The organism is Streptomyces sp. RLA131 (genome assembly GCF_056270125.1).
The window spans coordinates 5,820,948-5,845,254 of the sequence record NZ_JBWDOQ010000002.1 but is presented as its reverse complement, the minus strand read 5'-3'; the positions used below and the strand labels follow the sequence as shown (position 1 = coordinate 5,845,254).

The 24,307-nt window shown below is 71.2% G+C and carries 19 protein-coding genes; 8 read left to right on the top strand and 11 right to left on the bottom strand.

Translation table 11 applies throughout. The features are described from left to right. The first annotated feature begins 69 nt into the window (after positions 1–69). The 3 genes from RWE79_RS27520 to RWE79_RS27510 all read left to right on the top strand — a co-directional run bounded on the left by RWE79_RS27520 (position 70) and on the right by RWE79_RS27510 (position 4,711). The gene (locus RWE79_RS27520) at positions 70–1,542 is read left to right on the top strand and encodes a maltokinase N-terminal cap-like domain-containing protein (protein WP_475942758.1); all 1,473 of its coding nucleotides are present in this window, start codon (positions 70–72) and stop codon (positions 1,540–1,542) included. After that, positions 1,539–4,049 (top strand): 1,4-alpha-glucan branching enzyme, encoded by a 2,511-nt coding sequence (gene glgB, locus RWE79_RS27515; RefSeq protein ID WP_475942757.1) that lies wholly within the window; start codon positions 1,539–1,541, stop codon positions 4,047–4,049. The genes RWE79_RS27520 and glgB overlap by 4 nt, the downstream gene beginning before the upstream one ends. Positions 4,050–4,276: 227 nt before the next feature. Beyond that, a complete protein-coding gene (locus tag RWE79_RS27510; RefSeq protein WP_475942756.1) occupies positions 4,277–4,711 on the top strand; it encodes a GNAT family N-acetyltransferase in 435 nt (144 codons plus the stop codon). On the opposite strand, the gene RWE79_RS27505 is transcribed toward RWE79_RS27510, so the two are convergent. From RWE79_RS27505 to RWE79_RS27485, 5 genes are all read right to left on the bottom strand, one after another. Continuing rightward, positions 4,690–5,133 (bottom strand): MarR family winged helix-turn-helix transcriptional regulator, encoded by a 444-nt coding sequence (locus RWE79_RS27505; protein ID WP_475942755.1) that lies wholly within the window; start codon positions 5,131–5,133, stop codon positions 4,690–4,692. The two genes, RWE79_RS27510 and RWE79_RS27505, sit on opposite strands and share 22 nt — an antisense overlap. Further along, on the bottom strand, positions 5,133–5,567 hold the full coding sequence (locus tag RWE79_RS27500) for an SRPBCC family protein (protein ID WP_475942754.1): 435 nt from the start codon (positions 5,565–5,567) through the stop codon (positions 5,133–5,135). The genes RWE79_RS27505 and RWE79_RS27500 overlap by 1 nt, the downstream gene beginning before the upstream one ends. A gap of 131 nt (positions 5,568–5,698) precedes the next feature. Then, complete coding sequence (locus tag RWE79_RS27495; protein ID WP_475942753.1) at positions 5,699–6,931, bottom strand: YncE family protein; 1,233 nt, start codon at positions 6,929–6,931, stop codon at positions 5,699–5,701. Between the two features lie 136 nt (positions 6,932–7,067). Beyond that, positions 7,068–8,588 carry a cellulase family glycosylhydrolase gene (locus tag RWE79_RS27490; RefSeq protein ID WP_475942752.1) on the bottom strand — a complete coding sequence of 507 codons (1,521 nt, stop codon included), beginning with the start codon at positions 8,586–8,588 and terminating at the stop codon, positions 7,068–7,070. A 243-nt stretch (positions 8,589–8,831) separates the two neighbouring features. After that, positions 8,832–10,193, bottom strand: a complete 1,362-nt coding sequence (locus RWE79_RS27485; protein ID WP_475942751.1) for a cation:dicarboxylate symporter family transporter — start codon at positions 10,191–10,193, stop codon at positions 8,832–8,834. 134 nt (positions 10,194–10,327) lie between these two features. Here RWE79_RS27485 and RWE79_RS27480 point away from each other — a divergent pair, with 134 nt between their 5' ends. The 4 genes from RWE79_RS27480 (at position 10,328) to RWE79_RS27465 (ending at position 15,107) form a co-directional block, all read left to right on the top strand. Continuing rightward, positions 10,328–11,965, top strand: coding sequence for a sensor histidine kinase (locus RWE79_RS27480; protein ID WP_475942750.1), 1,638 nt, complete (start codon positions 10,328–10,330; stop codon positions 11,963–11,965). Next, positions 11,962–12,660: a response regulator gene (locus tag RWE79_RS27475; RefSeq protein ID WP_475942749.1), complete on the top strand. Its 699-nt coding sequence runs from the start codon at positions 11,962–11,964 to the stop codon at positions 12,658–12,660. Before RWE79_RS27480 ends, RWE79_RS27475 begins: the two co-directional genes overlap by 4 nt. 189 nt (positions 12,661–12,849) lie before the next feature. Then, positions 12,850–14,085 (top strand): family 8 glycosyl hydrolase, encoded by a 1,236-nt coding sequence (locus RWE79_RS27470; RefSeq protein WP_475942748.1) that lies wholly within the window; start codon positions 12,850–12,852, stop codon positions 14,083–14,085. Between the two features lie 11 nt (positions 14,086–14,096). Beyond that, entirely contained in the window at positions 14,097–15,107 is a 1,011-nt protein-coding gene (locus RWE79_RS27465; protein WP_475942747.1) for a chitinase, read from the top strand. A 119-nt stretch (positions 15,108–15,226) separates the two neighbouring features. On the opposite strand, the gene pyk is transcribed toward RWE79_RS27465, so the two are convergent. The 3 genes from pyk to pta all read right to left on the bottom strand — a co-directional run bounded on the left by pyk (position 15,227) and on the right by pta (position 19,963). Continuing rightward, positions 15,227–16,648: a pyruvate kinase gene (pyk, locus tag RWE79_RS27460; RefSeq protein WP_475942746.1), complete on the bottom strand. Its 1,422-nt coding sequence runs from the start codon at positions 16,646–16,648 to the stop codon at positions 15,227–15,229. A gap of 85 nt (positions 16,649–16,733) precedes the next feature. Beyond that, positions 16,734–17,882: an acetate kinase gene (locus tag RWE79_RS27455; protein WP_475942745.1), complete on the bottom strand. Its 1,149-nt coding sequence runs from the start codon at positions 17,880–17,882 to the stop codon at positions 16,734–16,736. Next, positions 17,879–19,963 carry a phosphate acetyltransferase gene (pta, locus tag RWE79_RS27450; RefSeq protein ID WP_475942744.1) on the bottom strand — a complete coding sequence of 695 codons (2,085 nt, stop codon included), beginning with the start codon at positions 19,961–19,963 and terminating at the stop codon, positions 17,879–17,881. Before pta ends, RWE79_RS27455 begins: the two co-directional genes overlap by 4 nt. A 270-nt stretch (positions 19,964–20,233) precedes the next feature. Here pta and RWE79_RS27445 point away from each other — a divergent pair, with 270 nt between their 5' ends. Then, positions 20,234–21,259 (top strand): ATP-dependent 6-phosphofructokinase, encoded by a 1,026-nt coding sequence (locus tag RWE79_RS27445; protein WP_475942743.1) that lies wholly within the window; start codon positions 20,234–20,236, stop codon positions 21,257–21,259. 114 nt (positions 21,260–21,373) lie between these two features. Here the strand turns inward: RWE79_RS27445 and RWE79_RS27440 are convergent, their stop codons facing one another. The 3 genes from RWE79_RS27440 to RWE79_RS27430 all read right to left on the bottom strand — a co-directional run bounded on the left by RWE79_RS27440 (position 21,374) and on the right by RWE79_RS27430 (position 23,950). Continuing rightward, positions 21,374–22,654, bottom strand: coding sequence for a hydrogenase expression protein HypF (locus RWE79_RS27440; protein WP_475942742.1), 1,281 nt, complete (start codon positions 22,652–22,654; stop codon positions 21,374–21,376). Then, positions 22,644–23,228, bottom strand: coding sequence for a DUF6114 domain-containing protein (locus RWE79_RS27435; protein ID WP_475942741.1), 585 nt, complete (start codon positions 23,226–23,228; stop codon positions 22,644–22,646). Before RWE79_RS27435 ends, RWE79_RS27440 begins: the two co-directional genes overlap by 11 nt. A gap of 95 nt (positions 23,229–23,323) precedes the next feature. Continuing rightward, entirely contained in the window at positions 23,324–23,950 is a 627-nt protein-coding gene (locus tag RWE79_RS27430; protein WP_475942740.1) for a DUF6230 family protein, read from the bottom strand. Positions 23,951–24,307: the final 357 nt, after the last annotated feature.

Sequence of the window (24,307 nt, the reverse complement as noted above, 5' to 3'; positions counted from 1 at the left end):
CCCCACCGCTCGGCCCTTCAACTGAGGGGATCAGCAGGCCCGGCCCCCGGCTTCCGAGGAAAGGACGTCATGTCGGACACCTCGTGGCTTCACTCCTCCCCCACCTACACCCCTGTTCCGGGCGGCGCCGAGGACGGGCTGCTGGGTTCGCTCACCCCGCTGCTGCGCGAATGGCTGCCACGGCAGCGGTGGTTCGCGGGGAAGGGCCGGCCCATCACCGGGTTCGGCCTGGTCTCCGCGACCGAACTGCTGCCCGGCGACGGACGCATCGGCACCCCGGGAATGCTGCATCTGCTGCTCGACGTCCACCAGAGCGACCGGCGCCCCGAGTGCTACCAACTCCTCCTGGGCACCCGGCCGCTCCTCCCGCCCGCGCTCGCACCGGCGTTGATCGGTCACGCGGTCGGCGGCCCGCTGGACGGACTCACCGTCCACGAGGCGCTGTACGACCCCCGGCTGGCCGGGGTGCTGCTGGAACGGCTGCGGGCACCCGGACGGATCGGGGAACTGCGCTTCGGCTGCGAACCCTCGGTCAGGATCCCCGGCGGGCTGGCCCCCCGGCTGTCCACCGCCGAGCAGTCCAACACCTCCGTCATCTACGGAGATACGTTCATCCTGAAGCTCTTCCGGCGGGTGGCCCCCGGCCTCAACCCCGACCTGGAACTGTCGCAGGCGCTGGGCCGGGCCGGCTCACGGCGGGTGGCGGCCCCGGCGGCATGGTTCGAGGCCGTGGGGACGTACGAGGAACCCGCCACGCTGGGGGTACTGCAACGGTACCTGCCCGGCGCCACGGACGCCTGGGACCTGGCCCTGCGGGCGGTCGACACCGGGACCGGCTTCACCGGCGAGGCGCACGCCCTGGGCCGGGCCACCGCCGAGGTGCACCTGGCGCTGGCCCGCGCCCTGCCCACCGCCGTACTGCGCCGCCCCCAGATCTCCGTACTGACGGCGGCCATGGCCGAGCGGCTGGACGCGGCCGCGCTCGCGGTCCCGGCCCTGCGGCCCTTCCGTACCGCGCTGCGCACCGCCTTCCACGACCTGGCCGAACTGGGTGACCGGGGCACCGTGCTGGCGGCCCAGCGCATCCACGGCGACCTGCACCTGGGCCAGGCGCTGCACACCCCGGGCCCGGGGGTGCCCCCAGGCCCGGAGGACTCCGGGGGAGGCTGGGTGCTCATCGACTTCGAGGGCGAGCCGGCCCGGCCGCTGGCCGAACGCCGCCGCCCCGCGCCACCGGTGCAGGACGTCGCCGGCATGCTGCGTTCCTTCGACTACGCCGCCCGGCACCGCGACCCCGACGACTCCGGCGCGGCCGCCTGGGCCGAGCGCAACCGGGCCGCGTTCTGCACCGGTTACGCGCAGGTCACCGGCGCCGACCCGCGCGACGAACCGGTCGTCATACGGGCCTTCGAGACCGACAAGGCGGTCTACGAGGTGCTCTACGAGGCCCGGCACCGCCCCGCCTGGCTGTCCATCCCCATGTCCGCCGTCCAACGCCTCGCGCAAGCCCCGTCAGGAAGTTCAGGGAGGACCACCCCGTGACCGATCGCCTGCCACCCGGCGCCGGATCCCAGCCGGAAGCCGCGGCCCGCGGCTACGACCCCGCCGGGTCGGACCGCCCGCCCGCCTCGGGCACGGCCCCGCGACCGGCTGCGACCCCCCTGTCGGCCCGGCCCCGGGCGGCGCAGGCCCCCGCCCAGGCCCCGGCCCCCGGCCAGGCCCCCGCCCAGGCCCCGGCCCCCGGCCAGGCCCCGGCACAGGGCCCGGCACCGGCCTCCGCCGAGGTTCCGGCTGAGGTTCCGGTTCCGGTTCAGGCGCCCGCCGCCGGGGCACGGGCCGGCGGGGCGCTGCCCGCGCCCCCGCTCGACCCCGGGGACCGGCAGCGGCTGCTGGACGGCTCCCACCACGACCCGCACGGCGTCCTGGGTGCCCACCCGGTGCCCGGCGGGGTGCTCTTCCGGGCGCTGCGCCCGTACGCCCTGGGCGTCGCGGTGACCGTCCCCGGGGCGGGGACGCGGGCCGGACTGGCCGACGAGGGCGACGGGCTGTTCGCCGCGGTGCTCCCGCTGGACGCGGTCCCGGCCGACTACCGGCTGCTGGTCACGTACGACGACGGCGAGCACCGGCTGCACGACCCCTACGGTTTCCTGCCCGCCCTCGGCGAGCTGGACCTGCATCTGATCGGTGAGGGCCGCCACGAGCAGCTCTGGCAGGCCCTCGGTGCCGAGCCCATGACCCACGAGGGCGTCACCGGCACCCGCTTCACGGTGTGGGCGCCCAACGCCCGCGGGGTCCGCGTGGTCGGCGACTTCAACTACTGGGACGGCACCGGCTTCCCCATGCGCTCGCTCGGCGGCTCGGGGGTGTGGGAGCTGTTCCTGCCCGAGGTCGGCGAGGGCGCCCACTACAAGTTCGAGATCACCACCCCGGCCGGCGAACGGCGGCTCAAGGCCGACCCGATGGCCCGCCGCACCGAGGTGCCGCCGGCCACCGCGTCCATCGTCAGCGCCTCGCACCACGTCTGGCAGGACGACGCATGGCTCGCCGGGCGCGGCCGCACCCCCGTCCACCAGGCCCCGTTCTCCGTCTACGAGCTGCACCTCAGCTCCTGGCGGCCCGGCCTGTCGTACCGCGAACTGGCCGAGCAGCTGCCCGCGTACATCAAGGACCTGGGCTTCACGCATGTCGAGCTGATGCCGGTCGCCGAGCACCCCTTCGGCGGCTCCTGGGGCTACCAGGTCACGTCCTACTACGCCCCCACCTCGCGGATGGGCACCCCGGACGACTTCAAGTACCTGGTCGACGCCCTCCACCGGGCCGGTATCGGCGTGATCATGGACTGGGTGCCGGCCCACTTCCCCAAGGACGACTGGGCGCTGGCCAACTTCGACGGAGCCCACTGCTACGAGCACGCCACCCGCGGCGAGCACCCGGACTGGGGGACGCTGGAGTTCGACTTCGGCCGCACCGAGGTCCGTAACTTCCTGGTCGCCAACGCCGTCTACTGGTGCGAGGAGTTCCACATCGACGGGCTGCGGGTGGACGCCGTCGCCTCGATGCTCTACCTGGACTACTCGCGCGAGGCGGGCGACTGGACGCCCAACGTGCACGGCGGCCGGGAGGACCTGGACGCGGTGGCCTTCCTCCAGGAGATGAACGCCACCGTCTACCGCCGCTGCCCCGGCGTGGTCACCATCGCCGAGGAGTCCACCGCCTGGGACGGCGTCACCCGCCCCACCCATCTGGTCGGCCCCACCGGCTTCGGCGGCCTCGGCTTCGGCCTGAAGTGGAACATGGGCTGGATGCACGACTCCCTGGAGTACGTGCAGCACGAACCCGTCCACCGCCGGTACCACCACCACGAGATGACCTTCTCGATGGTCTACGCGTACAGCGAGAACTACGTCCTGCCCATCTCCCACGACGAGGTCGTGCACGGCAAGGGCGCCCTGGTCGGCAAGATGCCCGGCGACTGGTGGCAGCAGCGCGCCACCCACCGCGCCTACCTGGGCTGGATGTGGGCCCACCCCGGCAAGCAACTCCTGTTCATGGGGCAGGAGTTCGCCCAGGGCGCCGAGTGGTCCCACGACCACGGCCCCGACTGGTGGCTGCTGGACCCCACGTACTCCGCCGCCGCCGACCACCGGGGCGTACGCGACCTGGTGCGCGACCTGAACCAGGTCTACGGCGGCACGCCCGCCCTGTGGCAGCTGGACACCTCGCCCGAGGGCTTCTCCTGGATCGAGGGCGACGCCGCCGAGGACAACGCCTTCTCCTTCGTGCGCTACGACGCCGACGGCGGCCCGCTGATCGCCGTCAGCAACTTCTCGCCCGTCGTCCGCCACGGCTACCGGCTCGGCATCCCCGACCCGGCCGCCGGCACCGACGCCTGGCGTGAGGTCCTCAACACCGACGCCGGCCGGTACGGCGGCAGCGGCGTCATCAACCCGGACCCGCTCAAGGCCGAGTCCCACCCCTGGCACGGCCGCCGGCACAGCATCCAGCTCACCCTCCCCCCGCTGGCCACGGTCTGGCTCCGCCCGGCCTAGGCCCCGGCCCTAGGCCGTGTTTTAGAAGTCCCGCCTGTCCCGCGACGCTCCCCCAGCCTGGCGGCTGGGTGGTACCCCCAGGCACGGCACCTCGCTGCGTTGTCGAATTGTCCGAGTAGCCCACTACGAGGACAGTTCTCCGCCTTGCGATGCACCGCACCAGACGCCGCGGGACCCGCCCTCCGGGCGGCCGGCGCTACTTCTAAAACACGGCCTAGGCTGGACGGATGCTGATCGAGGAGCGCACGACCGCCGACGAGTCCCTGGCCAAGCTGATCGACGCCGCCTACCAGGAACTCGTCGACCGTTACGGTCCCGAGGGCCGCTCCCAGGTGCGCCCCGGGGCCCGCTTCCTCACCGCCGCGGTCGACGGCCTGGCCGTCGGCTGCGGCGCCGTCCAGCCCGCCGGCCCCGGCCTGGGCGAGGTCAAGCGGATGTACGTGGTGCCCGCCTACCGGGGCCGCGGCATCGCCCGCGCCCTGCTCGGCGCCCTGGAGGAGCTGGCCCGGTCCCTCGGCCACGACACCCTGCGCCTGACGACCGGCATCCGCCAGCCCGAGGCCATCGCCCTGTACGAGAGCAGCGGTTACCTGCGCACCGAGCCGTACGGCAAGTACGTCGACGAGCCGCTGACCCGCTGCTACGCCAAGTCCCTGGGCTGACCGCCCCCGGCCAGGGTCGCCAGCAGCGCCACCGCGTCCTCGACCCGTACCGGCCCGAAGAACCGCGCGTCGACCCGCTCCACGGCCTCGATGGCCCTGGGGGCCAGTTCGGCGCCGGCGCCGGTGACGCGCAGCCGCCTGGCGCGGGTGTCCGCCGGGTCCACCGCGCGCTCGACGAGCCCCTTGCCCTCCAGCGCGCGCAGCACCTGCGAGGTCATCTTCACGTCCGTGCCCGCCTGCCGGGCCACGGTGAGCTGGTTGGGGTGGTCGCCCTGTTCGTTGAGCCACCAGGTGCAGGCCAGCAGCACGAACTGCACATGCGTCAGCCCGAGCGGGCCCAGCGCCGCCGCCACATCGCGCTGCCAGCGCAGCGTGGCGTGCCAGAGCAGGAATCCGGGGCTCTCCCCGGGGCTGAGCGGCATCAGCCTCGGGCCGCCGCGAGCGCGACCAGCGCGGCCATCGTCTCCGGCCAGTCCGCCGTGATCGCGGGCCCGATCCGCGGGCCCGCCTCGTCCGCCCCGGGGCCCGTGATCTCCATCCGGTAGGTCACCCGGGCCTCGTCCACCCGGTGCGTCGTGCGCAGCACCAGGTCCCCGAAGCGGGCCTCGTCCACGAACATCTCCCCCTCGGCCAGCTCCGCGACCCGCAGCTCCACCGGGTCCTCACCGGCCGGGGTCATGGTGATCGCGGCGCCGGGCGCGAACGGTCCGCTGATCACGACCTCCTCGATGTCCGCGTTCCAGGTGCCCCAGTTCTCCACGTCGGCCCACAGCCGCCAGATCGCGTCGGGGGTGACGCGGGCGCCGGAGCCGGCGGAGTCGGAGTCGATGGCCGTGCTGTGCTCGTAGGACCACATGGGCTGCTGCCTCCCGGTAGTTAATCTACGCACAGACTATCTGCGCGCAGACTGACTGTCCACCCCGGAACGCGCGGATGCGCCGGGCGGCGGCCCCCGCCACCACCCGGCGCACCGCACCCGCGGGACCGTTACGGAGCCGTCAGGCCACCGAGGGCGGCCTCGTCGACCTTTCCGAGGCGCTCACGCTGCGGGAAGTCACCGACATCGATCCGGGCGACCTCCTTGGCCGTGCGGTAGTCGACGACCGAGACCTGGTCGAGATTGCTCAGGGTCACCAGGCAGTAGTCGCCGTCGACGCTGGTGGTGGCCCAGTACGGCAGGGCGTCGGTGGGGTAGTTGACGAAGCCGTCGGTGGACAGCGCCGGGCGCGAGACGATGGCGGTGTAGTCGTCGATCGTGCCGACGTCGCAGAGCTTGGTCCTCGCCCCGTTGAAAGCCATCCCGTGGTGGGCGGAGTTCTGCGGGTAGTCGTCGGGAGCGAGGGCGGCCGCCTTGTCACTGAAGGGCATCTCGACGGTACGCAGGGTCTTTCCGGTGGTGAGGTCGTACTCGACGAAGCCGTTGAGATACGACAGCTGGGCGTACATGGTCGTCTCGTCCGGCGTGATGACGGCCGGGCGCACGCCGTAGTCGAAGGTGTAGGTCCTGACCACCTTGAGGGTGGAGGAGTCCACCACGGTGACGGCCTTGGTGCCCTTGAGGAAGTTGAGCGCCTTGGGGAAGGAGGTCGTGCCGATGCTCATGTTGTAGATGTGCTTGCCGTCGGCGGAGTACATGTTCTCGTGCGGATAGGTGCCGGTGGCGAACTCGCCGACCACCTGACCGGTGGCGGTGTCGATGGACTTCACCTTCGAGGCGGCGATGGCCGAGACCATGAAGCGGGTGCCGTCCGGGGAGAGGGCGGCATGGTCCGCCTTGTAGCCCTCGATGTCGGTGCGCCACAGCTCCTTGCCGGTGGCCACGTCGAAGGCGGCGGCGTCACCGAGGGTGCCCCGGGAGACGTAGACCGTGCGGCCGTCGGGGGACAGATGGGCGTCGTCGACGAGCTTCTCACCCTTGGCCTGGTCCACGACGACGGAGTGGATGGTCTTGCGGAAGATGTCCCAGCCGTCGAAGATCGCCTGCTTGTCGGGGGCGACATTGACCGAGCCGAGGTTCTTGAACGTGTGGCCGTCCAGCAGCGAGACCGTACCGGCCGAGCTGTTGCCGATCAGCACCACATCGCGCAGGGTGCCGCCGGCGGCGGCCGCGGCCGGAGCCACGTTCGCCGCCAGCAGACCCAGCGCCGCCAGCACGGCGGCCACCAGACCGGCACCCCCGGCACGCCTGCGGCGCCTGCCCCGTATCTCCGTGAAGCCCATGAGGACCATCCCTTCATCCGCACCCTTGAGCATGAAAGAGCCATGACAATGGCATGGCAGGGGATACTGTGCCACGGAGGAGTTACCGGCGGTAAGACCTTGTCGCGATCAGGTTCCCGGCGGCACCGGAACCCGCTCAGACGCAGGCGGTGCCGTTGACGGTGAAGGAGGCGGGGACGGCGTTGGTCCCGCTGTAGGAGGCGGTGAAGCCGAAGCCGGCCGTCCCGCCGTTCGCGGCGATGGTGCCGTTCCAGCCGACGTCCTTGGCGGTGACGGCCTGCCCGGACTGGCCGACCGTCGCGTTCCAGCTGCTGGCGATCTTCTGGTCACCGGGGAACGAGAAGCCCAGCGTCCAGCCGGAGATGGCCGTACCGCCGGTGTTCTTGACGGTGACGTCGGCCTGGAAGCCACCGGTCCAGCTGCCGGTGAGCCCGTACGACACATGGCAGGAGACCGTCGCCGGCGGCGTTGTGCCCCCACCGCCACTGCCGGTACCCGTGACGGGGAGCAGATAGGGCTGCAGGTAGGCCTGCTTGACGGTGTCGACGGTGACCCAGTCGTCCTTGAGGATGCCGCCGGTGTCACCGGAGTTGGGGTTCAGCGACCAGTAGGTGAAGTCGAAGCCGCCGGTGCCCTTGCCCAGGTACTCCATGAGCTTGGCCAGCCACTGCTGGTCCTTGGCCGCGGTGAGCGTGCTGCCGAACTCGCCGAGCAGGACAGGGGCGGTCCCGGACTTCTTCAGATGACCCCAGTTCCGGTCCCAGATCGCGGGGAGGTTGGCCGGGAAGTCGGAGGCGTCGAACCAGGACTGCGGATAGACCGAGGTGGCGTAGTCGTGGGCCGAGTAGACCAGCTTGTTGGGCTTGCTGAGCCGTACGGGCGCGCTGTCGGCGCCCTGGAGGTTGCCGCCCCACCAGTAGCAGTCACCGCTGTAGCAGTCGATCCCCTCGACGATGATCAGCCAGTCGGGATTGGCGGCCAGGACCGCGTCACCCGCCCGCTCGGCGGCCAGCCGCCAGTCCGTGGCCTGCACCCCGGTGCCCCAGGTGGCCTGCCCGTGCGGCTCGTTGTGGAGGTCGGCGCCGACGACGGCCTGGTTGCCCTTGAAGTGGTTGGCGAGCATCACCCAGTCACTGATCCAGCGGGACTCGCTGTAGGCGGAGGTGTACCAGAGCTCGGACTGGGCGCCCGAGTCGGGACGGTGCTGGTCGAGGAGGACATGCAGCCCGATCTGTCCCGCGTAGCCGACGATCTTGTCCATGATCTGGAGGCCGCTCAGGCCCTGGAGGTCGGGGTTCTTGGCGTAGTCGATGCTGTTGGGGGTCGAGCCGGAGTCGAAGAGCTGGTTGGAGTACGGCAGCCGCAGGGTGTTGTAGCCCAGCGACTTCACCTGGTCCAGCATGTCCTGGTAGTTGCGGCTCCACAGGCCGTGCGGCGAGTAGTTCGCGGTCTCCAGCCCGAACCAGTTGATGCCGGTCATCCGCACCGGACTCCCGGCCGCGTCGACGATCTGGCCGCCGGAGGTGGACCACGGACCGTCACCGGCGGCGGCGTGGGCCGTGCCCGAGGCCACCAGCAGGCCGCTCGCCGCCAGCGCCGCGGCGAGCAGACCGGCGGCCAGGGCTCTGAGCCGGAGTCTTAAGGCTGTTCTGCGCATGTGGGTCCTCCAGGGGTGGGAGCGCTCCCATTGGCGTGAGCATGGGGGATGCTGAACGCGTTCGGGACCGCTGTCAAGGGCCGGCGCGGCCGTAACCCCACCCGGGACTTCCGCGAGGACTCCGCGGGTGCTCCGCGAGGACGCCGCGGGGACTCCGCGGGGTGGAAACAAGTGGGTCCGTACGGTCCGGCCGGGCGGAGGGGGCTCCCGGCGGGACCGTACGGACCGTGCGGCGGCGGTTGGTCAGACCGCCGCGGGCTCCTTGGCCGGGGCCGGGATCGCGTCCGGGGCCGGGGCCGGGGCCGGGTCGTCCAGCAGCGTGGTCTCGTCGAAGGGCAGCTCACCGGCGAAGACCCGGCGGGCCCGCTCGCCGTCGAACTCCTTGGTCCAGGTACCGATCAGGACCGTGGCGACGGCGTTGCCCGCGAAGTTGGTGAGCGCCCGGGCCTCGCTCATGAAGCGGTCGATGCCGATGATGAAGCCGACCCCGTCGACCAGCGCGGGGCGGTGCGACTGGAGGCCGCTGGCCAGGACGGCGACCCCGGAGCCGGAGACCCCGGCCGCGCCCTTGGAGGCGATCATCATGAACAGCAGCAGCGTGATCTGGCTGCCCAGCGCCAGCGGCTGGCCCATCGCGTCGGCGATGAACAGCGAGGCCATGGTCAGGTAGATCATGGTGCCGTCGAGGTTGAAGGAGTAGCCGGTCGGCACGGTGATGCCGACGACCGGGCGGCTGACGCCGAGGTGCTCCATCTTGGCGATCAGGCGCGGCAGGGCCGAGTCCGAGGACGAGGTGGACAGGATCAGCAGGAACTCCCGGCCGAGGTACTTCAGCAGCTGGAAGAGGTTGACCTTGGCCACCAGCCGCAGCAGGGTGCCGAGCACCAGTACGACGAAGAGCACACAGGTGACGTAGAAGCCCAGCATGATCGTCGCGAGGGCCTTGAGCGCGTCGACGCCGGTCTCGCCGACCACGGCGGCCATGGCACCGAAGGCGCCGACCGGGGCGGCCCACATGATCATGGACAGGACGCGGAAGACCAGCTTCTGGATGTGCCCGACACCGCGCAGCACCGGCTCACCGGCGGAACCCATGGCCTGCAGGGCGAAGCCGACCAGCAGTGCGACCAGCAGTGTCTGCAGCACCTGGCCCTCGGTGAAGGCCGACACCAGGGTGGTCGGGATGATGCCGAGCACGAAATCGACGGGGCCCTCGGTGATGGTGGCCGCCTGGGTGTGGCCGACGGCCTTCGCGGCCGCGTCCAGGTGGAGGCCGGACCCGGGGTGCAGGATGTTGCCGACGACCAGGCCGATGGCGAGCGCGACGAACGACATCACGGTGAAGTAGCCGAGTGCGAGGCCGCCGAGCTTGCCGACCTTGGCGGCACTGCGGATCGAGCCGACACCGAGCACGATCGTGCAGAAGATGATCGGCGAGATCATCATCTTGATCAGTGACACGAAGCCGGTGCCGAGCGGCTTGAGTTCCTTGGCGACACCGGGCGCGGCGAGGCCGAGCGCGATACCGGCGAGCACCGCCACGATCACGGCGATGTAGAGGTAATGGGTTCGGTCCCTGCGGCCCTGAACTGCCTCGGCTGACACCTTTGTCTCCTCGGTCATCGGGCGTCGTCCCAACGCCACTGATGTATGGGGGTCCCGGCGACTATGCGCTCCCCGCGTGAGGCAGGTCACGTTTGCGTTCATTGAGTTCGCGCCGATACGTGCACACTGGTCCCATGCCGCGCGTGCCGTTCTCCCGCAGTACCCCCTCACGCCCGCGCAGCCTGGCAGGGCAGCTCTTCGCGATGCAGGTCGTGATCGTGGCCGCCGTGGTCGCGGGCTGCGCGATCCTCGCGTACGTCAACGCCGACAGCCGGGCCGTGCAGGCCGCCACCGACCGGGTGACGGCCGCCGCCGTGTCGGTCGCCGACTCGCCCGCCGTGGCCGCCGCCGCGCGCTCGCGGGACCCCAGCGCGACCCTGCAGCCGTACGCCGAGAAGGTCCGCGATGACACCGGGGTGGCCTTCGTCACGATCATGGATCCGGACGGGATCCGCTGGACCCACCCGGACCGGACCCTGATCGGCAAGCACTTCCTCGGGCACATCGGGCGCGCGCAGCGCGGCGAGACCTTCACCGAGACGTACACCGGCACCCTCGGGCCGTCGGTGCGGGTGGTGACACCGGTGCGGGACGGCACACGGATCGTCGGGCTGGTGAGCGTCGGGATAACGGTCGAGGCGATCAGCCACCAGGTCCGCGGGCAGCTCACCGTCCTGCTCGGGGTGGCGCTGGCCGCCCTGGTGGTCAGCGGCCTGGGCACCTACGTCGCCAACCGCCGGCTGCGGCGCCACACCCACGGCATGGCCGCGGGCGAGCTGAGCCGGATGTACGACTACCACCAGGCGACCCTGCACGCGGTGCGCGAGGGCCTCGTACTGCTGGACGCCGACCGCCGGGTCGCGCTGTGCAACGACGCCGCCCGCGAACTGCTCGCCCTGCCGGGGGACGTGGTCGGCCGGTACGTGGACCAGCTGGGACTGCCCACCTCGCTGACCGGGGCGCTGCTGGCGGCCGAGCCACGGGTGGACGAGGTCCATCTGACCGCCGAGCGGGTCGTGGTGGTCAACACCTCGCCGGTGCGCGGCGGCGAGCGGCGCGGCACGGTGGTGACCCTGCGCGACCACACGGATCTCCAGGCGCTGACCGGTGAGCTGGACTCGGTACGCGGCTTCGCCGAGGCGCTGCGCTCGCAGGCGCACGAGGCGTCCAACCGGCTGCACACCGTGGTCTCGCTGATCGAGCTGGGGCGGGCGGACGAGGCGGTCGAGTTCGCCACCGCCGAACTGGAGCTGGCCCAGGCTCTGACCGACCAGGTCGTCGCGGCCGTCGGCGAGCCGGTGCTCGCCGCGCTGCTGCTCGGCAAGGCGGCGGAGGCCAGCGAACGGGGCGTCGAGCTGACGGTCACCGAGGACAGCTCGATCGACGACGGCGTCCTGCCGCCCGAACTGGCGGCCCGCGACCTGGTCACGGTGCTGGGCAACCTGATCGACAACGCCATCGACGCGGCTGTCGAGGGTGCCTCGGCCGGCGGCGGCCGGCCCCGGGTGGACGTCACCGCCCGGGTCGACGCCGGTGAACTGCTGCTCCGGGTGGCCGACTCGGGGCGCGGGGTGGACCCCGCCACCATCCGTGAGGTCTTCCGGCGCGGCTGGACCACCAAGAGCGAGGGCCACGGGCTCGGGCTCGCGCTGGTCGAGCAGGCGGCCCGCCGGGCCGGCGGCAGCGTGGGGCTGGACCGCGCGGCGGGCGGCGGCGCGGAGTTCACCGTACGGTTGCCCCTGCATCCGCAAGGCCAGGAGGTCCGTGCATGAGCAGCGCCGGGATCAGGGTTCTGGTCGTCGAGGACGACCCGGTCGCGGCCGACGCGCACCGGATGTACGTCGAGCGTCTGACCGGATTCGAGGTGGCCGCCGTCGTGCACTCCGGCGGGGCGGCCCTGCGCTTCCTGGAGAAGGGGCCCGTCGACCTGATCCTGCTCGACCTCAACCTCCCCGACGGCCACGGCCTCCAGGTCGTCCGCAAGCTGCGCGCGGCCGGGCACACCGCCGACATCGTCGCCGTCACGTCGGCACGGGACCTGGGCGTGGTGCGGCAGGCCGTCTCCGTGGGCGTCGTCCAGTACCTGCTGAAGCCCTTCACCTTCCCCTCGCTGCGGGACCGCCTGGAGCGGTGGGCCCGTTACCGCAGCGAACTGGCCGGCGGCGAGGCCTCCGGCCAGGACGAGGTCGACCGTGCGCTGGCCTCGCTGCGCAGCCCCGAGTCGGTGCTGCCCAAGGGCCTGAGCGTGCCCACCCTGGAGGCCGTCACGGCCGCTCTGCGGCGGGCGTCGCAGGAGGGCGAGGGGATCTCCGCGAACGCCGCGGCGGCGGCGGTCGGCGTCTCCCGGATCACCGCCCGGCGGTATCTGGAGCACCTCGTCGACACCGGCCGGGCCGTCCGCAGCCCCCAGTACGGCCAGGTGGGCCGGCCCGAGCTCTGCTACCGCTGGGCGCCCGGCGCCCGCTGAGCGCCTTCGGCGGCGATCAGCGGGGTACGGGCGTGCGGGGCGAGCCGGGCCGAGGTGGGGCGAGCCGGGCCGAGGTGGCCCCAATGAAGAACAGTAAACTTTCCTAACCAACACCTTGTCGCGAGCATGCCGCGTCGTTAGCGTTTCTCAGCGCACCGTCCCTCCCCCACTCAGGCATACGGAGGCCTGATGAGACGTCATGCCCTGATCCGCGGCGGCCTCCTCGCCGCAGGCCTGCTCCTGACCACCGGCGTACCCAGCGACGCCGCCACCACCGCCGCGCCGACCACCCCCTTCGGCAGCCACCGCGTCGGCTACGCCGCCGGCACCCTGACCCCCACCGGGGAGCAGGCCGCGCTCGACGCCCAGGTGGCGGGCTACTACGCGAAGTGGAAGTCGTACTTCGTCAAGCACAACTGCCGCAGCGACTGGTACGAGGTCCTCTCCCCCGACGCCGACCACCCCTATGTCGCCGAGGCCCAGGGCTACGGCCTGGTGGTGACCGCGACGATGGCCGGGGCCGACCCCGACGCGAAGAAGATCTTCGACGGCATCCTCGCCTTCGTCCTCGCCCACCCCTCCGTCAACAACCCCGGCCTCCAGGCCGCCGAGCAGAACACCGCCTGCACCAGCGTGAACGGTTCGGACTCCGCGACCGACGGTGACCTGGACACCGCCTACGGCCTGCTGCTGGCCGACCGCCAGTGGGGCAGCGCCGGCACGTACGACTACCGGGCACTGGCCGTGCGGCGGATCAACGCCGTCAAGGTGAGCGAACTGAACGCCACCACGCACCTGCTCGAACTCGGGGACTGGTCGTCCGGGAGCTACGACCTCGTCAGCCGGACCTCGGACTGGATGCCGGACCACTTCAGGGCGTTCCGCAAGGCCACCGGGGACAGCACCTGGGACACCGTGCTGAACAGGACCCAGCAGGTCACCGCCGACCTTCAGGCCCGGTACGCCCCGGGCACCGGCCTGCTGCCGGACTTCGTGGTGGACACCACCACCAGCCCCCGGCCCGCCTCCGGCGAGGTGCTGGAGGACCCGCACGACGGCGACTACAACTGGAACGCCTGCCGCGACCCCTGGCGGCTGGGCACCGACGCCGCCCTGTACGGCGACCCGAAGTCCACGACGGCCGCCCGCGCGCTGAGCCGCTGGGCCAGGTCGAGGACCGGCGGCGACCCGGCCCGGATCGTGTCCGGCTACACCCTCGGCGGCACGGCCTACGGGGACCCGGGCGAGCCGGCGTTCTTCGCGCCGTTCGGGGTTGCGGCGATGAACGACAGCGGCGGCCAGGCCTGGCTGGACGCGCTGTGGCGGCAGATGCTCGCCACCGCGCCGAGCTCCTCGGACTACTACTCCACGAGCGTCCAGCTCCAGTCGATGCTCGTCGTCACCCACAACTACCTGACTCCGTGAGGGAATTCATCATGCCCACCGCTTTCCGCCGCCTCGCCGTCACCGGGGTCGCCGCCGTCACCGCCGCGGCGGGCCCGGCCGCCGTCACCGCCCTCACGGCCACCGCCCAGGCCGCACCCCACCGGGCCGCCGCGCTGCCGAGCGGGCTGGCCGCGCCCTACCTCTACCTCGGCTGGGGCGACCCGCCGTCCGCCACGTCGGTGATGTCGGCGACCGGCGTCAAGCAGTTCACCATGGCCTTCGTCCTCGCCGACGGCACTTGCAACCCCGCGTGGGACGGCAGCCGCGCCCTGACGGGCGGCACGGACCAGCGGACCATCAACGCGATACGCGCCGCCGGAGGCGACGTCACCGTCTCCTTCGGCGGCTGGAGCGGCGACAAGCTCGGCGAGCGGTGTTCGTCGGCGGCGAAGCTGGCGGGCGCGTACCAGAAGACCATCGACGCCCTCGGGCTCACCTCCATCGACATCGACATCGAGTCCACCGAGTTCGAGAGCGCGACGGTGCGGCAGCGGGTCGTCGACGCCCTCAAGACCGTCAAGGCCGCCAATCCCGGCCTCCGGACCTACATCACCGTCGGCACCACGACCTCCGGTCCCGACGCCGACGGCCAGGACCTCATCCGGCGCGGCGCGGCCAAGGGCCTCGACCCCGACGCCTGGGCCGTGATGCCCTTCGACTACGACCAGGGCGCCATCGACATGGCCGCCGCCACCAAGTCGGCCGTCAACGGCCTCAAGAACGACGTGGCCGCCGCCTACGGCCTGTCCTCCGACGCCGCATACCGCAAGGTCGGGTTCTCGTCGATGAACGGCATCACCGATGTGGACGGCGAGAGGATCACCCTGGCGGACTTCCGTTCGATGCTCGGCTACGCCAGGAGCCATCACCTGGCCCGGGTGAGCTTCTGGTCGGTCAACCGCGACCGCGCGTGCGGCTCCGGCAGCGACGCCGACTCGTGCAGCGGGATCAGCCAGGGCACGTACGACTTCACCAGGGCCCTGGCGGGCTACACCGGGTGAACGAACGGCGCAGGGCGCCGGCCCCCGGTGGGGTCGGCGCCCTGCGCTGCGACATGACGTACGTCAGATACCAGATACCAGATACCGCATATCAGATATCGCGTATCAGATGCCGGATATCAGACACCTTCGCCGAGGTGGATGACCCGGACCATGTTGGTGGTGCCGGGGACGCCGGGCGGCGAACCGGCCGTGATGATCACGGTGTCGCCCTCGCCGAACTCGCTGAGCTTGAGCATCTCGGCCTCGCAGATGCGCACCATCTCGTCGGTGGTCTCCACATGCGGGACGACGACGGTGGAGACGCCCCAGGTCAGCGCGAGCTGGCTGCGGGTCGACTCGGAGGTGGTGAAGGCGATGACCGGCTGCGGGACGCGGTAGCGGGCCAGGCGGCGGGCGGTGTCGCCGGACTGGGTGAAGGCGACCAGGGCCTTGCCGTCCAGGTAGTCGCACAGCTCGGCGGCGGCGCGGGCCACGGCACCGGACTGCGTACGGGGCTTGCGCCCGTTCAGCGGCCACAGGCCCTGCTTGAGCAGCTCGACCTCGGCGGCCTCGACGATCCGGGACATGGTCTTGACGGTCTCGATCGGGTACTTGCCGACCGACGACTCCGCGGAGAGCATGACCGCGTCCGCGCCGTCCAGGATGGCGTTGGCGACGTCGGAGGCCTCGGCGCGCGTGGGGCGCGAGTTGGTGATCATCGACTCCATCATCTGGGTCGCGACGATCACCGGCTTGGCGTTGCGGCGGCAGAGCTCGATCAGGCGCTTCTGGACGACCGGCACCTTCTCCAGCGGGTACTCCACGGCGAGGTCGCCACGGGCGACCATGACCGCGTCGAAGGCCGCGACGACGTCCTCCATGTTGTCGACCGCCTGCGGCTTCTCCACCTTGGCGATGACCGGGACCCGGCGGCCCACCTCGTCCATCACGCGGTGGACGTCGCGGACGTCCTTGGCGTCGCGCACGAAGGACAGGGCGACCATGTCGGCGCCCATGTTCAGCGCGAAGCGCAGGTCGTCGATGTCCTTCTCGGACAGCGCGGGGACGTTGACGGCGGCGCCGGGCAGGTTGATGCCCTTGTGGTCGGAGATGACGCCGCCCTCGACCACCAGGCAGCGCACGCGCGGGCCCTCGATCTCGATGACGCGCAGCGCGACGTTGCCGTCGTTGATCAGGACCGGGTCGCCGGCGCTGACGTCGCCGGGCAGGCCCTTGTAGGTGGTACCGCAGATGGTCTTGTCACCGGGGACGTCCTCGGTGGTGATGGTGAACTCGTCGCCCGCGACGAGCTCGACAGGTCCGTCCGCGAAGGTCTGGAGACGGATCTTGGGGCCCTGCAGGTCGGCCAGTACGCCGATCGCACGCCCGGTCTCCTCGGAGACCTTGCGCACCCGGTGGTAGCGCTCCTCGTGCTCGGCGTGGCTGCCGTGGCTGAAGTTGAAACGGGCCACATTCATGCCGGCCTCGACCAGTGCCTTCAGCTGGTCGTAGGAATCAACGGCGGGACCCAGGGTGCAGACGATTTTCGCTCGGCGCATGAAGACGATCCTATCGGGTTTGTTCCGCTCCGGAATAATTCCTGTGCGGGCGTGCTGGTTCTCGGTGCGGACGGCGGGCCATAGATTAGAGGGTGACCAGCGAGTACGCCTCCCGCGCGATCTCCATTTCCTCGTCGGTCGGTACGACCGCCACCGCCACCCGGCTGTCCTCAGCCGAGATCAGCCGCGCCGCACTGCCCCTTACGGCATTGCGTACCGCATCCACCTTGATTCCCAGCAGAGCCAGGTCCCGCAGCGCCGCCTCGCGCACCGCGGCGGAGTTCTCGCCGACCCCGGCGGTGAAGGTGACGGCGTCGACCCGGCCCAGTACGGCCGCGTAGGCGCCCACGTACTTGCGCAGCCGGTGGATGTAGATGTCGAAGGCCAGTTGCGCCCGCTCGTCGCCCTCCGCCATCCGGCGGCCGATCTCCCGCATGTCGTTGTCCCCGCACAGCCCCAGCAGGCCGCTGCGCTTGTTGAGCAGGGTGTCCACCTCGTCCGGCGTCATCCCCGCCGTCCGTTGCAGGTGCAGCAGTACGGCCGGGTCCAGGTCGCCCGACCGGGTGCCCATCACCAGGCCCTCCAGCGGGGTCAGCCCCATCGAGGTGTCCACGCACACCCCGCCGCGCACGGCCGAGGCGGAGGCCCCGTTGCCCAGGTGCAGCACGATCACGTTGACGTCGGCGGGGTCCCGGCCCAGCAGCTCGGCGGTGGCGCGCGAGACGTAGGAGTGCGAGGTGCCGTGGAAGCCGTAGCGGCGGATCCGGTGGGCGTCGGCGGTGGCCCGGTCCAGCGCGTAGCGGTAGGCGGCCTCGGGCATCGTGGAGTGGAAGGCGGTGTCGAAGACGGCGACCTGCGGCAGGTCGGGGCGCAGCTCGCGGACGACCCTGATCCCGGTGATGTTGGCCGGGTTGTGCAGCGGCGCCAGCGGTACGAGCGCCTCGACGGCGGCCAGCACCTCGTCGGTGACCAGTGTCGGCTCGGTGAAACGGGTACCGCCGTGCACGACCCGGTGGCCGACCGCCGCCAGCTCCGGCGAGTCCAGGCCGAGGCCCTGGCCGGCCAGTTCGTCGGCGACGTGCTTGAGCGCGGCACCGTGGTCGGGAGCGCCGCCCTGCTCGCCGATCCGCTCGGCCAGTCCGGAGGCCAGACGGCGGCCGTCGGCCATGTCGATGAGCTGGTACTTCACCGACGACGAGCCGGAGTTGATGACGAGCACACGGCTGGCGGTCACTGGTCGGACTCCCCCTGGGCCTGGATGGCGGTGATCGCCACCGTGTTGACGATGTCGGAGACCAGCGCGCCGCGCGACAGGTCGTTGACCGGCTTGCGCAGGCCCTGCAGCACCGGGCCGACGGCGACGGCGCCCGCCGAGCGCTGGACGGCCTTGTAGGTGTTGTTGCCGGTGTTGAGGTCCGGGAAGATCAGCACCGTCGCGTTGCCCGCGACCCGCGACTCCGGCAGTTTGGTGGCGGCCACATGGGCGTCCACCGCCGCGTCGTACTGGATGGGGCCCTCGACCAGCAGATCGGGCCGCAGCCGGCGTACGAGTTCCGTGGCGCGCCGCACCTTGTCGACGTCCGCGCCGGAGCCGGAGGTCCCGGTGGAGTACGAGAGCATCGCGACCCTGGGCTCGACGCCGAACTGGGCGGCGGTGGCGGCCGACTGGATGGCGATGTCGGCCAGTTGCTCGGCGTCCGGGTCCGGGTTGACGGCGCAGTCCCCGTAGACCAGGACCTTGTCGGCGAGGCACATGAAGAACACCGACGACACGATCGAGGCGCCCGGGGAGGTCTTGATGATCTCGAAGGCGGGGCGGATGGTGGCCGCCGTGGAGTGCACGGCGCCGGACACCATGCCGTCGGCCAGGCCCTGTTGCACCATCAGTGTGCCGAAGTACGAGACGTCGGCGACGACGTCGTAGGCCAGCTCGTACGAGACGCCCTTGTGGGCGCGGACGTTGGCGTACAGCTCGGCGAAGCTCTCGCGCAGCGGCGAGGTCTGCGGGTCGACGACCTCGCAGGCGGGTACGTCGAGGTCGATGCCCATTTCGGCGGCGCGCTTGCGCACCGCGTCCTGGTCGCCGAGGAGGATCAGGTCGCAGACGTCGCGGCGCAGCAGCACCTCGGCGGCGCGCAGGATGCGTTCCTCGGCGCCCTCGGGGAGGACGACGCGCTGGCGGGCGGAGCGGGCCCGCTCGATGAGTTCGTGTTCGAACATCATCGGGGTGACGCGCTCGCTGCGCACGACGGAGAGCCGCTGGAGCAGTTCGGCGGTGTCGACGTGCCGCTCGAAGAGGCCGAGCGCGGTCTCGGCCTTGCGCGGGGTGGCGGCGCCGAGTTTGCCCTCCATGGTGGACAGTTCGGTGGCGGTGTGGAAGCTGCCGGCCGGTACGCAGATGACGGGTGTGCCGGGGGCGAGCCGGGTGGCCAGCGCGATGATCTCGGGGCCGGGGCGCTCGTCGAGGGTGAGCAGGATGCCCGCGATGGGGGGTGCGCCGGCGGAGTGGGCGGCCAGCGAGCCGATGATCAGGTCGGCGCGGTCGCCGGGGGTGATCACCATGCAGCCGGGGGTGAGGGCCTTGATGAAGGTCGGCAGCATGGCGCCGCCGAAGACGAAGTCCATCACGTCGCGCGAGAGCCCGGAGTGGTCGCCGAGCAGTACCTCGGCCTCCAGCGCGTGGGCGATCTGGGAGACGGTGGGGGCGGACAGCGCCGGTTCGTCGGGCAGTACGTACGCGGGCACGGGCAGCCGGCGGCTCAGCCGTTCGTTGGTCTCCGCGACGGCGTCGCGCGGGACGCGGTTGGCGATGACGGCGACGATGTCGCAGCCGAGGTTGAGGTAGGCCAGGTGGGCGTTGCGGACCTCGGCGGCGACCGACTCGGCGCTCTGGTCGCGGCCGCCGACCACGGGCAGGACGGAGGCGCCGAACTCGTTGGCCAGGCGGGCGTTGATGCCCAGCTCTCCGGGGAGGTTGGTCTCCTCGAAGTCGGAGCCGAGGACGAGTACCGCCTCGTAGTCGTGGGCCACGGTGTGGAAGCGGTCGACCAGGACGGATATCAACGCGTCGCGGCCCTGCTCGGCCTGGAGGGCGGCGGCCTCCTCGTACCGCGTGCCGTAGGCGGTCCGCGGATCCTGGGAGAGCCGGTAGCGGCTGCGCAGCAGGTCGAACATGCGGTCGGGCACATCGTGCAGCAGTGGCCGGAAGACACCGACCCGGTCCACCTGCCGGGTGAGGAGTTCCATGACCCCCAGCTCGACGACCTGCCGGCCGTCACCGCGGCCGATACCGGTCACGTACACGCTGCGCGTCACGCACTGTCTCCGATCGCTGGAAATGGGAAATCACTGGAAAAGCGGCTCAGGGCCCGGGGGCCGCCCGGTCGCGTCTCCGGCCCGGCAGTCCGCCGATCCCTCTTGACAATAGCGTCAGGCCCGCATAAAGCGCCCGCCGGGTCCCGGGGGTGCGCACTGCCGCGGGCCCGGGCTCGCCGGGGACCGCGGATGCGTCTGCGGCAGCCTCGCACGAGAGGGCACATATAGGGTTAACGGTGCGTGTACGGACAATCAAGGAGACCTACCGCCATGCGCATCGGAGTTCTCACCGCCGGCGGCGACTGCCCCGGGCTCAACGCTGTGATCCGTTCCGTCGTGCACCGCGCCGTGACCGAGCACCACGACGAGGTCATCGGCTTCGAGGACGGCTTCAAGGGGCTCCTCGAAGGTCGTTTCCGCCCCCTGGACCTGGACTCGGTCAGCGGCATCCTCGCCCGTGGCGGCACCATCCTGGGCTCGGCCCGCCTGGAGCGGTCCCGGCTGCACGAGGCCGCCGACAACTGGCGGCGGATCTGCGCCGGCTACCGCCTGGACGTGCTGATCCCCATCGGCGGCGAGGGCACGCTCACCGCCGCCCGGATGCTCGCCGACGCCGGGATGCCGGTGGTCGGCGTACCGAAGACCATCGACAACGACATCTCCTCCACCGACCGCACCTTCGGTTTCGACACCGCCGTCACGGTCGCCACCGAGGCCATCGACCGTCTCAAGACCACCGCCGAGTCCCATCAGCGGGTGATGGTGGTCGAGGTCATGGGCCGGCACGCCGGCTGGATCGCCCTGGAGTCCGGGATGGCCGGCGGCGCCCACGGCATCTGCCTGCCCGAGCGGCCCTTCGACCCCGCCGACCTGGTCACCATGGTCGAGGAGCGGTTCGCGCGCGGCAAGAAGTTCGCCGTCATCTGTGTCGCCGAGGGCGCCCACCCGGCCGACGGCACCATGCCGTACGCGAAGGGCGCGATCGACCAGTACGGCCACGAGCGCTTCATCGGGATCGGCACCCGCCTGGCCGCCGAGCTGGAGCACCGCCTCGGCAAGGAGGCCAGGCCCGTCATCCTCGGCCATGTGCAGCGCGGCGGCGTTCCCACCGCGTACGACCGGATCCTGGCGACCCGCTTCGGCTGGCATGCCGTCGAGGGCGCCCACAAGGGCGCCTTCGGGCACATGGCGGCACTGCACGGCACGACGATCGACATGGTGCCGCTGGCGGACGCGGTGACCGCGCTCAAGCGGGTGCCGGACGACCGGATGGAGGAGGCGGAGTCGGTCTTCTGAGCCCCGCGCGGGACGTGTGGGCCGCGCGCGGGACGTGACACACCGGTGGGGGGCACGCGGTCCTGCTCGCGTGCCCCCCACCGTTGTGTGCGGCTCCCGGAAAGGTCTGGGGATCTAGCTCTCGTTGTACACGTGCATGCCGGGGATGGTCAGCGTGCCGCCGAACTGGCCGGCCTGCACGACCGTGACGTCGGTGAAGAAGGCCACCGGCACATTGATCGGGGGCGGGCTGTCGGGCGTGAAGGTGATCGGGATGAGGCCGAAGAGGTTGCCCTTGAGCGACTCGGTGTACATGGTCACCGTGCCGTCCTTGATGGTCGACGTGGAACCGTCGGCCCCCTTCACATGGGACGTCGTACTCCCCGGGCCGTCCACGATCTGGTGCAGGTTCTTGATGTCCACCCCGGTCGCGGTGAACTTGAGGACCTTCTTGACCGTGCCGTTGTGCGTCTTCACCTCGACGATGCCCTTGTAGTCAAGGCCCGTGAGGGTGAGCAGGTCCGACTTGAGGGTCCAGGCCGTGTCGGGGAGCAGCGAGGAGGTCTCCTCGTACTCCGCGTCGGCCAGGGCCTCGGCGTCGCGGGTGGGGCAGGGGTACGCGCTCTTGCTGGACGACGCCGAGGCGCTCGGGGAGGCGGTCGCCGACGACGTGGTGGCGTCGGCGGCGGTGGTCGCCTTCACCACGGCTTCCTTGACCGACTTCTCGACCGTCTCGGTGGCCGCGTCCTTGGTGGAGCTCGCCTTCGGGGTGGCCGTGGCGGTGGCGGTCGCACCGGCGTCGGCCGACGCGTCGTCCGAGGTCGTCGTCGTAGTACTCGTCGTCGTGGTGGTGGACGACTCGGTGCTGCTCAGGCCCAGCAGGTCCTTGAGGGCGTCGCCGACGCCCAGCGGGTCCAGCGGGTTGGTGGTGGCGCTCGCACTGGCCGACGCCGAGGCGCTGGCCGACGCGGACGGTGTGGCCGTCGTCTCCTTCGACTCCCCGGAGGACGAGGACGAATCCGACTCCGCCGACTTGGTCGCCGACGGGGTGGGCGTGGCGGTCGCCTTGGTGTCGCCCGAGGACGACGACGATGACGATGACGTCGACGACTTCGACGACGAGGGACTCGAACTCGTCGACGGGGTGGCCGACTCCGAGGCCTCTTCCGTGGTGTCGGAGCACGAGGTGCCCGAGAACGGGTTCTTCGGCAGCGTGTCGGCGGAGGCCAGTTTCGGCATGAGGCCCATGCCCATGAAAACGGCGGTCGGCATGGCGGCGATGGCTATCGCCTTGCCCGCGGGCACCTGCAACTTGGTCAGCAGCGACTTCCTCGGGGCCGCGTGCCGCGGCCCCGTTCTGACCCGTGAGCCGCCGCTCACGGCCACGTCGGCCTGCTGCCCTTCGTCACCCCGCACTGTGCCTCCCGTTCGCTTCTACGGCGTGGTCGTGACCGTGCCCGTGCTCATGGTCGTGCTCGTGCTCGAAGTGCTGCCCGTCCTCGGGGGACCGGCCGTACTCGCCCTGGCCGCCGTTGTCCGTGTCGCCGCCGTCGGTGTCGCCGCCGTCCGGCAGTTCGGCCGGCTGTGCGCCGGGGTCGGCCGCCGGGCCCGCGGGGGCCCAGGCGACGGCGAGGGCTCCGCCGATCAGGCCGAGCAGGAAGCCCATGAGGAAGCCGCCGATGTTGGAGACGACCAGGGAGACCAGCGAGAGCATGATCGTCGCGACACCCGCGAAGACCCGCGCCACAGCCTGGAACCACATGGTCAGCCCCAGCGTCACCAGCAGTACGCCGATGATCAGCGAACCGGCTCCGGCCGTGGTGGCCATGGCCACCGTGAGCCCGCCGAGGTTGAGATGTGCGTACGGGAAGTACGCGATGGGCCCCCCGGCGAGGATCGTGAGCAGGCCCGCCCAGAACGGCCGCTGCCCGCGCCACGCGTGGAAGCGGAACCGCCAATAGCCGACCCGGCCGTTTGTCTCGGCGCTCATGGAAAACAGCTCCCTGGGACTGGCTTTCAAAGAAAGAGGGTGTGGATGGGAAAGGTGAGGGGCGTCCCGCGCCCCTCACCCCCCTCAGTCAGTGCTTAGAAGCACTCGTAACCTGAGCCGGAGCCCTTCTTGACCGTCATGCTCAGCCCGCTGAGCTTGAAGGTGCCCGCGCTGGTCGCCCAGGCGGTCTGCTTCACGTCGGTCAGAACGGCCTTGTCGGCCTCCTGCGCGAAGGAGCCCGGGAGGGCTGCGTCGCCGGTGTGGATGCCGGGACCCTTCGTGCTGTCGGCCGCCGCGACACCAATGTTGATGTTGGTGAACGTGGCGTCCGCGTTGAGCTGGTCCATGTCGATGTAGAGGTTCTTCGCCTCGACAGGCGAGTCACCGCTACCCGCGCCCAGCTTCAGCGTCACATCGCCGAAGACCGGGACCGGCACGACCACGGACTGGCAAAGGCTCTGGATCGTGGCGCTGTTGAACCCCGCGACCGCGACCGGGACAACCTTGCCGCCGTGCTGGGTGTCGAGTGCCCCGTACTGGACGAAGCCCTCACCGGTCAGCTTCTCGGCCGAAACCTTGAACTGCTGTCCGGACACACTGAACGACGCGGCGAGCGCACCCTGGCCCAGGGCAACACCAATCGCCGCGGTGGCTGCGACGGACGGGACCATGACGACGGCGAACCGCTTCCATCTGGTACCGCCGCGAACGAGCGACTCCATGAAATTTCCTCCTTCTCGGACGTACATCTCCGGCCGAGATCGGGATCCGGGCCTGAAATGGGAGAAGAGCTACGTCCTCGGGAAGGGGAGCGCCATCGACGGGCGGCCATCCCACGGGAGGGCGGACGGCAGTGTCCGTAGCATCGGCGATCACCCCCGAGCGACAACCGCTCGGCCACGCTCTCGCGCAACCTGCTGGACAGGCCCCGCCGGTCGGCAGAGACCCCCCTGTCCACGGGACGCGGCGGTGGCCGCGTACCCGGCCCGGTGGGGACCCGTCCTCCTCAGCACCGACCGGGTGCCGGGCTGCGGTGACGGACCGAGCTTGGCCGATCGTGGTCCATTCCCGGCCGTCGC

Bases quoted from the DNA above. Each gene is read 5' to 3' on its own strand.
- RWE79_RS27520 (WP_475942758.1), top strand. From the start codon at position 70: ATGTCGGACACCTCGTGGCTTCACTCCTCCCCCACCTACACCCCTGTT.
- RWE79_RS27510 (WP_475942756.1), top strand. From the start codon at position 4,277: ATGCTGATCGAGGAGCGCACGACCGCCGACGAGTCCCTGGCCAAGCTG.
- RWE79_RS27505 (WP_475942755.1), bottom strand. From the start codon at position 5,133: ATGCCGCTCAGCCCCGGGGAGAGCCCCGGATTCCTGCTCTGGCACGCC.
- RWE79_RS27500 (WP_475942754.1), bottom strand. From the start codon at position 5,567: ATGTGGTCCTACGAGCACAGCACGGCCATCGACTCCGACTCCGCCGGC.
- RWE79_RS27495 (WP_475942753.1), bottom strand. From the start codon at position 6,931: ATGGGCTTCACGGAGATACGGGGCAGGCGCCGCAGGCGTGCCGGGGGT.
- RWE79_RS27490 (WP_475942752.1), bottom strand. From the start codon at position 8,588: ATGCGCAGAACAGCCTTAAGACTCCGGCTCAGAGCCCTGGCCGCCGGT.
- RWE79_RS27480 (WP_475942750.1), top strand. From the start codon at position 10,328: ATGCCGCGCGTGCCGTTCTCCCGCAGTACCCCCTCACGCCCGCGCAGC.
- RWE79_RS27475 (WP_475942749.1), top strand. From the start codon at position 11,962: ATGAGCAGCGCCGGGATCAGGGTTCTGGTCGTCGAGGACGACCCGGTC.
- RWE79_RS27470 (WP_475942748.1), top strand. From the start codon at position 12,850: ATGAGACGTCATGCCCTGATCCGCGGCGGCCTCCTCGCCGCAGGCCTG.
- RWE79_RS27465 (WP_475942747.1), top strand. From the start codon at position 14,097: ATGCCCACCGCTTTCCGCCGCCTCGCCGTCACCGGGGTCGCCGCCGTC.
- pyk (WP_475942746.1), bottom strand. From the start codon at position 16,648: ATGCGCCGAGCGAAAATCGTCTGCACCCTGGGTCCCGCCGTTGATTCC.
- RWE79_RS27445 (WP_475942743.1), top strand. From the start codon at position 20,234: ATGCGCATCGGAGTTCTCACCGCCGGCGGCGACTGCCCCGGGCTCAAC.
- RWE79_RS27435 (WP_475942741.1), bottom strand. From the start codon at position 23,228: ATGAGCGCCGAGACAAACGGCCGGGTCGGCTATTGGCGGTTCCGCTTC.
- RWE79_RS27430 (WP_475942740.1), bottom strand. From the start codon at position 23,950: ATGGAGTCGCTCGTTCGCGGCGGTACCAGATGGAAGCGGTTCGCCGTC.